General features: G+C 60.4%; 9 protein-coding genes. 7 read left to right on the top strand and 2 right to left on the bottom strand.

The features are described from left to right. Window positions 1-180: 180 nt before the first annotated feature. The gene (locus So717_RS21360; RefSeq protein ID WP_159981196.1) at window positions 181-1506 is read left to right on the top strand and encodes a UDP-glucose dehydrogenase family protein; all 1326 of its coding nucleotides are present in this window, start codon (window positions 181-183) and stop codon (window positions 1504-1506) included. Between the two features lie 99 nt (window positions 1507-1605). Then, a complete protein-coding gene (locus So717_RS21365; protein ID WP_238841173.1) occupies window positions 1606-2223 on the top strand; it encodes an isopropylmalate isomerase in 618 nt (205 codons plus the stop codon). Window positions 2224-2244: 21 nt separating this feature from the next. Here the strand turns inward: So717_RS21365 and So717_RS21370 are convergent, their stop codons facing one another. Beyond that, on the bottom strand, window positions 2245-4125 hold the full coding sequence (locus So717_RS21370; protein WP_159981199.1) for an acyltransferase family protein: 1881 nt from the start codon (window positions 4123-4125) through the stop codon (window positions 2245-2247). Window positions 4126-4378: 253 nt separating this feature from the next. Here So717_RS21370 and So717_RS21375 point away from each other — a divergent pair, with 253 nt between their 5' ends. The 5 genes from So717_RS21375 to So717_RS21395 all read left to right on the top strand — a co-directional run bounded on the left by So717_RS21375 (window position 4379) and on the right by So717_RS21395 (window position 11980). Then, a complete protein-coding gene (locus So717_RS21375) occupies window positions 4379-5131 on the top strand; it encodes a hypothetical protein (RefSeq protein WP_159981202.1) in 753 nt (250 codons plus the stop codon). Between the two features lie 45 nt (window positions 5132-5176). Continuing rightward, the gene (locus tag So717_RS21380; protein WP_159981205.1) at window positions 5177-7777 is read left to right on the top strand and encodes a M10 family metallopeptidase C-terminal domain-containing protein; all 2601 of its coding nucleotides are present in this window, start codon (window positions 5177-5179) and stop codon (window positions 7775-7777) included. Between the two features lie 218 nt (window positions 7778-7995). Continuing rightward, on the top strand, window positions 7996-9411 hold the full coding sequence (locus tag So717_RS21385; RefSeq protein ID WP_159981208.1) for an O-antigen ligase family protein: 1416 nt from the start codon (window positions 7996-7998) through the stop codon (window positions 9409-9411). Continuing rightward, a complete protein-coding gene (locus So717_RS21390; RefSeq protein WP_202981929.1) occupies window positions 9408-11213 on the top strand; it encodes an ABC transporter ATP-binding protein in 1806 nt (601 codons plus the stop codon). Before So717_RS21385 ends, So717_RS21390 begins: the two co-directional genes overlap by 4 nt. Beyond that, window positions 11213-11980: a glycosyltransferase domain-containing protein gene (locus So717_RS21395; protein WP_159981211.1), complete on the top strand. Its 768-nt coding sequence runs from the start codon at window positions 11213-11215 to the stop codon at window positions 11978-11980. The genes So717_RS21390 and So717_RS21395 overlap by 1 nt, the downstream gene beginning before the upstream one ends. A gap of 3 nt (window positions 11981-11983) precedes the next feature. On the opposite strand, the gene So717_RS21400 is transcribed toward So717_RS21395, so the two are convergent. Next, window positions 11984-12916, bottom strand: coding sequence for a glycosyltransferase family 2 protein (locus So717_RS21400; RefSeq protein WP_159981213.1), 933 nt, complete (start codon window positions 12914-12916; stop codon window positions 11984-11986). Window positions 12917-12941: the final 25 nt, after the last annotated feature.

Consider the following 12941-nt stretch of genomic DNA (forward strand, 5'->3'; position numbering starts at 1 on the left):
TTTTGCGCTCGCACAGGCTTTTGTGCTCAAAACCTTCGGGGGCCTCATGTGGCACGCACAATCGGACTGCCGACCCCCTGCACAGCCTTAGAGCTGTCGTAACCGAGACACCCGGCAGGTATTGACACAAAACCGAGGCACGCGCATCTAGGCACCTGATCAGCTTCGAGGAATTCTGTTATGCGTATTACGATGATCGGGACCGGCTATGTAGGCTTGGTGTCGGGGGTGTGTTTTTCGGATTTCGGTCATGACGTGATCTGCGTCGACAAGGATCCCTCCAAGATCGCACTGCTGGAAAACGGCGAAGTGCCGATCTACGAGCCAGGCCTTGATACGCTGATGGCCAAGAACGTGGCCGCGGGTCGCCTCACCTTCACGCAAGACCTCAAGGCCGCCGTTGATGGCGCGGATGCGGTCTTTATCGCCGTGGGCACGCCGACGCGGCGCGGGGATGGCCACGCGGATCTCACCTATGTCTATGCCGCTGCTGAAGAGATCGCCCATGCGATTACCGGCTATACAGTTGTGGTGACCAAATCCACCGTGCCGCTTGGCACCAACCGCAAGGTGCAGGAGGTGATCGAAAAAGCCCGTCCGGGGCTTGATTTTGATGTGGCCTCAAACCCTGAATTCCTGCGCGAGGGGGCGGCGATCGACGATTTCATGCGCCCCGACCGGGTGGTTGTCGGCGCCGAGACCGAGCGCGCCGCCGAGGTCATGGCGGAGATTTACCGCCCGCTGTTCCTGCGCGACTTCCCGATCATCACCACCGATCTGGAAAGTGCCGAGATGATCAAATACGCGGCCAACGCCTTTCTGGCCACCAAGATCACCTTCATCAATGAGATTGCCGCCCTGTGCGAGCGCACCGGCGCGGATGTGAAACAGGTCTCCAAGGGGATCGGGCTCGACAACCGCATCGGCAATAAGTTCCTGCACGCAGGGCCCGGCTATGGCGGCTCGTGCTTCCCGAAAGACACCAAGGCGCTGGCGCGCATCGGTCAGGAACATGCCACGCCCATGCAGATCACCGAGACTGTCATCAAGGTCAATGAGGAGATCAAACGCCGGATGATCGACAAGATCACCGATCTCTGCGGCGGCTCGGTCAATGGGCTCAAGGTGGCGGTGCTGGGGGTGACCTTCAAACCCAATACCGATGATATGCGTGACGCGCCGGCCCTGACCATCGTGCCGGCTCTGGTGGGCAGCGGCGCGCAGGTGCATGTCTGTGATCCGCAAGGTCGCCATGAGGGGGAAGGGCTCTTGCCTGGGGTGCACTGGATCGAGGACCCCTATGATGCGGCTGAGGCGGCCGATGCGGTGATCCTGCTGACCGAATGGAACGAGTTCCGCGGGCTCGACCTTGCGCGGCTCGCGCAGGCCATGCAGACCCCGCGCATGATCGATCTGCGCAATGTCTATAGCCCTGAGGATGCCACCCGTGCCGGCTTTGCCGCTTATACCTCCATCGGTCGGCGGGATCTGGCGCCAGCGGGTTGAGCGGCGGGCGCAGGTTCGCTGTTTCCGGGGCGTCGGCTTGAAAGGATGCAGGCTTTCTGCTCGGATCGCGCCCATGATTGGCGTATGCAAGACTGATCGATGACGGTGCTCTCCCCCGATGCGGTTCTGAGCTGCGCGATGGACCTCTGGAACCCCGAGATCGGCGATCCCAGCCTCATGGGCTGGGTGACCGTAGGCGCCTATGTGCTGGCCGGGCTCCTGGCGGGCCGGGTGGCGCGCACCGGGGCCTTTCCCACCCTCTTGGCACGGCGCGAGCGGCTGTTCTGGGGCAGCCTATGTCTGTTGATGTTGCTGCTGGCGGTCAACAAACAGCTTGATCTGCAATCTTTCATGACCGCCGTGGGGCGCTGCGTGGCCAAGCTCGAAGGATGGTATGAGGCGCGCCGTGCGGTACAGCAGGGGTTTATCATCGGCTTTGCGGTGCTGACGGGAGGCCTGGGGCTCTGGCTGGTGATCCGTCTGCGCGCCACCTTGCGTCGCACGGGGCTGGCGCTTTTGGGGACAATCCTGGTCTTCGGCTTTGTGCTGATCCGGGCGGTGGGCTTTCACCATATGGAGGCGATCTTCCCTCCCCATATCCTGTCGGTGTGGATGAATTGGGCCCTGGAGCTGTCGGGGCTGGTGCTGATCATCCTGGGCGCGGTGTTGCACCGGCGCAAAGGGCAGCGACGGCGCCGCAAGCAGGTGCAGCTCTGAGGCCGCAGTTTGCATCTCTTCTTATTGCGTCCAGCCGAGCCGCTGTAGTTCCGGGATCAGCTCGGCCCCAAAGCTCCGGGCTGCCCCATTGGTGAAATGCTCCTTGTCGATATAGAGCAGTTTGCCATCCGTCACCGGGCTGCAGGGAACACGCCCGGCGCAGATCAACCCCGCACTGTCCAGAATGTGGACGTTTGTCGGCGGGCGTGTTTCCGACATGCTGGCCGAGAACAGCAGCGCTTTGTGCATGTCCGGGGTCGTCTGCGCCAGACGGTCCTCGCCGAACCAGAGGAAGCGTTGCTTGAGCTGCGGGTATTCAGGGCGGGGGGTGAAGAGCAGCAGCTTGTCCGCGCGCGCGCTCCAATCCGCGACAACCCGGTCAAGATAGGCCCCCTGGATTTCGGTCGGTGCATAGGAATTCGCAAGCAGGAGCCAGTCGCCTGCGCGCAGATGGACCTTGAGCCTCTCCTTGAGCGCCTTGCAATAGGGCGGCTCTTCGGTGTCGTCGAGCGCGAGGGCACAGCTTGCTCCGGTGAGTTGCAGATGGTCGATGTTCTGCTGCGTGAGGGCACTCGCGATATCGGCGGCCAGGCTATCACCGTAGACCACCAGCCTTGGGCGTGTCAGATCATCACCGGGGGGGATGCAATTCCACTGATCCAGAAAATCCGGCAGCTCCCCGAATGCGCCGCGCTTGTTGAAATGGCAGGTCCCCGCCCATACGGCGTCTTGCCGGTCGCGCCACTCGGCCTCAAGGGTGGCCTGGCGGGCGCCATAGGCGTCAGGCAGGCGCTGCGGAAACCCGCCCGCCCCATAGCCCACAAAACCAAAGATCAGCAGCGCGACACCGGCCACTCCGCTGGCCGCAAAGACCCGGGCGCGTGTGGCCAGACGTGCGTCCGGGCCCCGAAAGGGCTGTTCGATGTATTTCCAGCTCAGCCAGCCGAGCCCGAGGCTGACAAGCGACAGCCCCAGCATCATCACTGGCGTGGGCAGCACCCAAAGCTGCAGCCGTGCAAAGACAAAGAGCGGCTGATGCCACAGATAGGCCGAATAGCTGATCAGCCCGATACCGACCATCCAGCGGTGCGACAGAGCCGCCGCCACCCGTGTGCCCTCTGCCGCGCAGAGAATGACAAGACAGGTGCCCACAACCGGCAACAGCATATAGAGGGACGGCACAGGCGTTGCGGTGTCATACAGCAGCACCGCCAGCAGGATCATCCCCACGCCCAGGGCCGCGGCCGGATCATGGCGCCGGGGGGATGTGTCGCGCAGCGCAAACGCACACAGGCTGCCGGCGAGCAGCTCCCAGGCCCGGAACGGCAGCAGGTAGAAATTCGCATCCGGAATGGTACGCCAGCCCCATTCGCTTGCCCCCAGGCTCACAGCCGCGATCAGGGCCACGACCAGCCCCAGGCGCGCGGGGCCAAGCCGCCAGAGCGCCATAAGCAAAAGGGGAAAGAACAGATAGAACTGTTCCTCCACCGCGAGGCTCCAGGTGTGCAAAAGCGGCTTGAGCTCGGAGGCCCCCTCGAAATAGCCGCTCTCGCGCAGAAACAGGATATTCGATGAAAAGGTGGCCACCGCGATCAGGCTCTGGGCAAAGTCGATCAGCTGTGACGGCACCATCAGGGCCCAGGCAAAGGGGATCGAGACCAGGGCGACGACGGTCAGTGCCGGCAGGATCCGCCGGGCCCGGCGTTCGTAGAACTGCCACAGGCTGAACCGGTTTCGCGCCATGTCCTTGAGCATCAGAGCGGTGATCAGATACCCCGAGAGCACAAAGAAAACGTCCACGCCGACAAAGCCGCCATGAAAGGGCGCAAGCTCTGCGTGATAGAAAATGACCGATAAAACGGCGACGGCGCGTAACCCGTCAATTTCGGGGCGGTATCTCATTCAATTGCACGCTATGCAGAAGTAAACATGGGGCAACAACCCGCATAAGGAGAATCAGTACCGCTTTTTCCGGTAAGTTAGCCCTTCCTTAAAGATTTCATCTCATCTGGTTAAAGGAATCCTACCGGAAGACGCGGAAACCAGCCTTAGTGCTGGCGAAACGAGCAGCCATCCGCCCATTTCCGGTGGAATGTCCAAAAAGCGTTAGGCTTTCCCGCTAGGGGGAATTATCAGCCGCGCCGGACCAGTGCTCATGCCGTTTGCCAGTTTTTTGTTTCTTTTGAACACTTCCGCAAAAAACAGGAAAGACCCCCTCCCCCTTATGCGTCATCGATCATTGCTCCTGCTGCATGTGGGGTCATCCACATGTTTAGCGGCTCCTCCCCTTTTGCCCGCCAAACCACAACCAAGGCACGGTGCCATCATACTGCCCGGATTGCGGCGCGAACTTCTTCGCGAGGTCCGTTTTGCGTCTCAATTCTCCCTCAATCCGCTCGTATCTCTTTGCGCTGGGATCAGAACGGTCTCCGTCATCGCGACGCAACTTCGTCACTTCTTGAACCCCTGGATCAAAATGCCAAAGCGCTTCACAGACCTTGCCCTTGGATCAGCTCTCACGCTGCTTCTCTCTGCGCATACACCTGCCCTGGCAGGTGGTGCGGCGCAGAGCCAGAAGGCGCCTGTCTATGTGATGTGCGGCAGCGATCAGGATCCCGCGCTTTGCAAGGCTCTTGCAGAGGCATTGACCCAAACGTCCGCAGGGCGTGAGGTCAAAATATGGGTCAAGGATACGCCTGTCACAGGCTCTTATCACATGACGATCCGCTTTGTGCAGAATGTGCAAACCGATGACAGCCTTTCTGGGCATCTGCTCTGGCAGACCGCCGGGGGCGCCCCCGAGACCGGGCCGACCCTCGAGGTTTCCGTCATGGACGCCGTCCTGACCGAGCAGATTCTGAAAGGTTTCGCCCAACACCTTCTGCAATCCAGCGACATCCCGATGTGACCGCAAGGCCGCGCGGATGTGCTTTGACATGCGAGAGACCCAAAGATGTGTACCGTTTGCCAGACTCTGAACCCAGAGATCGAAACCTATGATGATCACGGCGTGGAAAGCCTCCAGGACGAGTCCGTCAGTTATTCAGGCACAAGTTCGAACAGCGGTTCAGCCGGTGATCTGCCCTATTACACCTATGATCAGATTGCGGAATATCTGACCGAGGGCTACTGGGCGGACAGTGATCGCAACCCGCGCTCCTTCGATGTGCAAACCGGCGATACGCTGACAGTGGATCTGTCCGATCTCGGCACCAATGCGGCCAACACAGCCCGTATCGCGCTGGATTCCTGGGCCGCTGTCAGCGGGCTGAAGTTCGAAGAGATCTCCGGCACTGCGCATGCGGGTGATGGGCCAACGGCCGTTGTGCAAGAAGTCGGCGATGCCGCAGGCAATGCCAGCACCACCGCCGCGATGCAGGTGGGTGAGCAGTTCAAAGGGACAATCAGCAGCGCGCGGGAGAAGGACTGGATCGCAGTTGAACTGGAGGCCGGGCAGAGCTACACGATCGGCATGTCCGGCGATGGGTCCGAAGGGGCAATCAACAATACCTATCTGCGCCTGATCGACCCCTCAGGCAACAGCGTGGCCCAGAACGACGACCGGGCCGCAGGCGACCGCGCCTCCGAAATCGAGTTCACCGCCCAGCAGGGCGGCACCTATTATATTGAGGCGGCAGGTTACGGCACCCGGACCGGCAACTATGAGGTCAACGTCAGCGGCGGCCGCAGCAACACGACAGCTGATATCACCTTCGGCGAGGACAATGCCGGCGCTTATGCCGCGTCCTTCACCCAAGGGACCACGATTCAATCCGCGATTGTCAACGTCAGTGCGAGCTGGGTCAACTACGGCAGCTACTATCTGCAGACCTATATTCATGAGATCGGCCACGCCCTGGGCCTTGGCCATTCGGGCAATTACAACGGCAGCGCCAGCTTTGGGCGGGATGCACTCTACGCCAACGACAGCTGGCAGACCACGGTGATGTCCTATTTCGATCAGAACGACAATCCCAACACCGATGCCAGCAAACTGGGTCTCGTGACCCCGCAGCTCGCTGATATCGTCGCGATCCAGAGCCTTTACGGCACGCCAACGAGCGTTCGGACTGGCGACACGGTCTATGGCGATGGTCACACAACTGGCCAGGTCGGGATGGACCTGCCCTCGTCACGCGCCGTGGCGATCCAGGACAATGGTGGCATCGATCTGATTGATCTGGGCTCGCGCAGCGCCGATCAGCGGCTTGATCTGCGGCCCGAGACCTATTCCGATCTGAACGGCAAAAAGGGCAATGTGTCCATTGCCCGGGATACCATCATCGAGAACGCCATCACCGGTTCGGGTGACGACCATATCACCGGCAACGCAGCGGATAATGTGATCCACAGCGGCAGCGGCGATGATGTCATCTTCGGAAAGGGTGGCAACGACGTGATCAACGGCGGTGGTGGCAGTGACTACATCGACGGTGGCGACGGCATCGATACGGCAGAATTCAGCAACACCTCGGACAATTTGACCATTGTTTATGATGCGGAGGCCGCAAACGGCGGGCCGATCAAGATCTACGGTACGTCAGGCAAGGAAAACACGCTGGTCAGCATTGAAAAGATCAAGATGAATGACGCCACGATTGATGTGGCCCAGATGCTCACCCAGCTTGAGGCGAAATATGGTGCGATCCCGGCGTCCGGCAGCGCGTCTTATACCGTCGAAATGTCTCAGGTCGTGGCCTGGGTGGAAAATGGGACACCCCCGCAGCCCATTGATCCAGAACCGGTCGAACCCGCCGAGGGCCATATGGAAATCGGCAGCGTTGCGGTCAGACAGGACGACGGCACGCAGTGGCACAGCGTCAGCTTTGATGCAGCGATCACAGATCCGGTTGTGGTCATGGGGCCAGCCTCCTCGGACGGCGAACAACCGCTGACCGTGCGTATCCGCAATGTGACCGAGACCGGCTTTGAGTATCAGGTCGATGAGTGGAACTATCTCGACGGGACCCATACAGAGGTCGATATCAGCTGGATGGCAGGCACCGCCGGCGATCACACGCTGGAGGATGGCACGCGCATCTCCTTTGGCAAATCTGATGCCAAGACAACAGACGGCGGCGCGGTCGCACTCAATGGCTTTCAGGACACGCCAACTGTTTTTGCACAGCTCACCGGCGATGCCGAACGTGATGCCTTGACGCATCGGCTCTACGATGTGGGCAGCGATGGGTTCGACTTTGAGCTCAATCGTGAGGAAGGGGATCATCACAAGGGCGCTGATATTGCCGATGAAGTGCTGCACTGGATTGTCATGGACATCGCCGAGGGCAGCACCATCTTCGAAGAAGGCGTTCTGATGACAGATCATACCTACACCAGCACCGGCACCACGCTGGATGCGGGCGAGGCCTTCTTTGCCGATATGCAGACGCGCAATGGCGTCGATACAGCCAGCCAGCGCTACGATGTGGCCGAAAACGGCATTGTGTCGCTGCGTGTCGAAGAGGAGACCTCCAACGACAGCGAGATAACCCATGCCGTAGAGGAATTTGCCTGGTTCACCGCAACCGAAGGCACGTTCGACTTCATTTAAAGCGCGGGTTTCAAGGTGCGGTGCATGAATCCCGTGCCAGACTGAACCGATCAAAAGGCAGCCCTTTGAGGGCAGCTCATAGGATCACCGCGGACGCCAGGCCCTGGCGTCCGCGGTGATCCAGTCAGGCCGTCACACAATCTTAGGACACTGGTCTTATCTGCCTAATACGCCTAAGGACATGAAGATCCGGAATCGATAATTGGACTATGCCGACTATGGCGTATGCGCAGACGACAAACGGCGAGACGGACGCAGCCAGCGCAGGGCGCAAGGCCGACCGGACGGTCCTTTTTGTTCTGTTCTTCATCTGCATTCTGCTGCCGCTCAGCATCTCGCTGGGATCATTGCGGCTCACCCCTTTGCGCCTCTTCCTGATCGCCTCCTTTATCCCCTTCGTCCTGCAGGTCGTGTCGGGCAAAGTGGGGCGGTTTCACACCGCTGACATCCTGGTTTTCTGTTTCGGCGGCTGGATCATGCTGTCGATGATCGCCGTGCATGGGATGGAACGGGTTGCCTACGCCGGGATCACGGTTGTGGAACTCATCGGCGGCTATGTTGCTGGCCGGGTGATGATCCAGAGTGCGACGCAGTACAAACGGTTCTTCAATATCTATTTTATCGTCCTGATCTTATTGGCCCCCTTGGTGCTTTTTGAGCTTTACACAGCACGCGCGCCGATCCTGGACGGGCTGGGCGGGCTCGCCAGCTTTGGCAAGAACCGCACCGAATTCCGCTTTGGGCTCTCGCGCGTGCAGGTGTCCTTTTCGCATTCGATCCTGTGGGGGCTGTTCTGCTCCATCGCGATCGGCAATCTGTTCTACATCTACGGAAAGTCCTTTGTACGCGGCTCCACCTATGCGGGGTTTGCGCTCAGCATGACCTATAGCTCGCTCTCGTCAGGACCGTTCCTGGCCGGGATGCTGCAGTTCCTGATGATCCTTTGGGACAAGATCACCAAGGGAAAGTGGAAGCTTTTGGTCATCCTCTTTGCGATCTTTTACGTGACGATCGACCTGCTGTCGAACCGCACGCCGATCCAGATCATCATCGAAGAGCTTACATTCTCCAGTCACACCGGCTGGTACCGCATCCATATCTGGCGTCACGGCACCGACAATGTGTGGGACAACCCGATCTTTGGTCTGGGGCTCAACGATTGGAAGCGCGCATCCTGGATGACGGGGTCTTCGGTCGATAATTTCTGGCTTCTGACCACCATGCGCCACGGGCTGCCGGCCATCGGCTTTCTTTTTGGGGCAATCGGACTCTCGGTTTTATACACCCTGCGGGCCAAGCTCACGGACCCGGATATCGCGCGTATGCGGGTGGGGTATCTGGTGACGATGGCAGGCCTCTTCTTCACGCTGGCCACCGTTCATGTCTGGGAACAGCTCGCCGTACTGGTGATGTTCTATATCGGCATGGGATCATGGTTCATGACCGCGGGCGGAGATCAGCCCCCCCCGTCCGAGACAACGCCCGAGACAGAGGCCCCCCCTTCCTCGCGCTACAGCCGCCGCGCCCCCAAACCGTCACGTCGCGCACAAGGCAAGCACCAGCCTGCCAAACCGGGCCGACCAGCCCGGTCAGCAAGACGTACCAACCCGCAACGTAGACCTATATCAGAATGATCAAAACCTACCGCCAGATATTCGTGCTCTTGCAACCGCGGGAGCAACGCCGCTTTATACTGATTGCGTTCATGTCGCTGTTCAACGGAATATTCGAGGCCGTGGGCGTTGTTGCCATCCTGCCGTTCCTGACCATCGTGGCGCAGCCCGAGATGATCCAGACAACACCGGCCCTGGTCAGGGTCTACGACACACTCGGCTTCACGTCAGACCGCAGCTTTGTGGTCTTCGCCGGCGTGGCCGTTTTTGGGCTGATCTTATTGTCCTCGGCGTTCAAGGCTTTGAATGTCTATGTGGTTGCCCGTTTCTCGGGCATGTACTCCTATACGCTGTCGTCGCTGATGCTGAAGGGGTATCTGTTTCAGCCCTACACCTGGTTTTTGAGCCGCAACAGCGCCAACTTGAGCAAGACAGTTCTGTCTGAGGTGGGCATCGTTGTGAACCAGCACATCATGCCCGCCATGCTGCTTATGACCACCGTCGCATCGATTATGAGCGTGTCGCTTGTCCTTTTTGTGCTTGAGCCTTATGTGGCCATCGGCGCCATCGTGGTGATCGGTGGCAGCTATCTGGTGATCTACCTGCTGGTGCAGGCCCGGCTGACAACCATTGGCAAGGATCGGGTGATCGCCAACAAGGCGCGGTTCAAAACCGTGCAGGAAGCCACGGGCGGGATCAAGGACGTCAAGATCACAGGGCTGGAGACCGCGATGCTGCGGCGGTTCCGCATCCCGGCACGGCGCATGGCGCAGATCCAGGCGCAAAGCCAGATGATCTCGCAACTGCCGCGCAACGGGCTTGAGGCCGTTGCCTTTGGTGGGCTGATCCTGCTCATCCTCTCTCTGGTCCAGCGCAGCCAGGGCGGCATTGAAGAGGTGCTGCCGGTCCTGGGTCTTGTCGCTTTGGCGGGGGCGCGGCTCTTTCCGGCGGTGCAGGCCCTGTTCCAAACGGTCGCCAGATTGCGCACCAGTGCGCCGGCCATCGAGGCGCTGCTTAAGGATCTGCAGGAGATTGAGACCACCCCGAACCGCACCCCGATCCCAACCGGTCCGCCACCGGCCCCCATCGGATTGCGCGACCAGCTGGTTCTGGACGATATACATTTCGCCTATCCGGCATCTGACAAGAGCGCGCTGACAGGCGTGTCGATGGAGATTGCGGCCAACAGCGTGGTGGGCCTTGTCGGCGGCACCGGGGCGGGCAAGACCACCGTGGTCGATGCGATCCTCGGTCTGCTGCGGCTCGATGCTGGCGCGCTGGTGATCGACGGGGCCCCGATCACCGATGACAACCGGCTCGCCTGGCAGCGCTCAATCGGCTACGTGCCGCAACAGATCTATCTTACGGACGAATCCGTTGCGGCCAATATCGCCTTCGGGTTGCCACGGTCGGAAATCGATATGGATGCGGTCAAACGCGCCGCACAGGTCGCCGCCCTGCATGATTTCATCGTCGAAGAGCTGCCCCAGGGCTATGACACAATTGTCGGGGAGCGCGGTGTGCGGCTGTCAGGCGGGCAGCGCCAGCGGATCGGGATTGCGCGCGCGCTCTATCACGACCCCGACGTGCTGATCCTGGATGAGGCGACCTCCGCGCTTGATAACATCACCGAAGAGGCGGTGATGGATGCGGTGCACAATCTCGGTGGCAAGAAAACCATCATCATGATCGCGCACAGGCTGACCACGGTGGAAAGTTGCGACTGCATCTACCTGATGGAACACGGTCAGGTTGCCGCCTCAGGAACCTATGCCGAACTGGTCGAGCAGAACGCGACGTTCCGGCGAATGGCCCGGGCGTGATGACGGATCGGATCGCCATATATACATGCGTCGTCGGCAAGTACGATGTGGTGTTGCCGCCGCTTGAGAGAACACCGGGGGCAGACTACCTGCTCTTTACGGACCAGCCGGGCTTGCGCGTTCGTGGCTGGCGCACCCTGCCTCTTGCCTCTGAGACGGCCGCGCTGTCCCCCAGCCTCAAGAACCGGTTTCACAAGCTTTTCCCGCATAAGGCGCTGGACCCGAGCTACGATATGTCCATCTACCATGACGGCAACATCCGCACACGAAAGGATATCACGCCGCTTTTGTCGGAGATGGGCGCGCATGACATCGGGCTGTTCCCGCATGAAAAGCGCAGCCGGGTGGCCGAGGAAATAGAGGCCTGTTTGGAATTCAACAAGGTGTCGGACCCGCAGAAGATCTACGCCGAATACGACACCTATACCGCCGATGGCTTCACGGACGCACCGGGCTGCCTGAGCGAAAATGCCGTGCTGTTCCGGCGGCATAAGACAGCCCAGGTTATCGAAGCAATGGAGCTGTGGTGGGACCTTGTGGCGCAGCACAGTGGCCGGGATCAGATTTCCTTGCCTTACGTCCTTTACAAGACAGGCATCACCGCACACCGCTTCGGGTTCAACTACCGGATCGAAAACCCTTGGTTTCATTATTACCGTCATTGGACAAAACCGGGCCGCAAAGCCTGGCTGAGAGTCTATACCGAAGGCCGCATCATCGAAGGGCTCCCCTATAGGATCCTTCACAAGATTGCCCGCAGACTGTAAGCCTTAGCGCCCGTCCGGACGCCGGTAGGGCTCCGATCTGAGATTGAAGAGGCCGCGCAAATAGCCCCAGGCGCTGGCCGCACTCAGCACCGCCTTCATCGCCTGGGCCCGCCCACGGCGGCGCTTCGGAATAAAGAGCACCAGCGCCTGCGCCAGACGTCCAAACGTCAGATAGAGGCAATGACCAATCCGCGGAACCACATAAGGAAGCACCGGACGTTCGTGCAGCCGTTCAATCATCACCCCGGCACTGCCACGGCGGATGTTGCGGGCGATATGCCAGCCAAGCGTGCTGCGATTGTCGGGGTATTCCTCGAAAACCTGGGCTTCGGCGATCCAGATCACCTGCCCTCCCTGACGGGTGACGCGCAGGAAAATCTCCGTATCCGACCCGCCGGTGTAGCGCATCTTCTCCTCGAACCGCAGCCCCAGACCATCTGCGGAGAACACATGGGAGGCCACGGCGGTGTTGTTGGTGGCCGCCGCCTGCAGCGACGTGCCCGTAGCCACCCCGTCATGACCGCTGCGCGGCAACCAGTCTGGTGCCGTTTCGGGATAGTCCCGCAGCACCGGCCCGGTCAGCACATCGGCCTGCGGATAGGCTGACCGCCCGGCGAGCATCTGCTCCAGCCAGTCTTGGGCAACCCATTCGTCATCGTCGATGAAGATGAGCCACGCACAGCCCCGCGCCAGCGCCATCTCCACCGCGCGGTTGCGCGCAAAGGGAATGCCGGGCTCTTCCTCCTGGGCGTAGATCACATCAAGCTGGTCCGCAAAGCCCTCGACTGTCGCGCGCGCCTGCGCATCCGGGCTGTTCTCCACCACCACCACGAAGACGGGCTCTTCCACCCGTGCAATGGCCGCTGGCAGGGACGCCAGGCACCGCGCCAGCATTTGCGGCCGTCCGCGCGTACATAGGGTGATGGCGACCGTCATGTGCAAAGCCCTCCGGCCCGTATCA

Origin of the sequence: Roseobacter cerasinus, from assembly GCF_009811755.1 — a bacterium.
GTDB classification, from domain to species: Bacteria; Pseudomonadota; Alphaproteobacteria; order Rhodobacterales; family Rhodobacteraceae; genus Roseobacter; species Roseobacter cerasinus.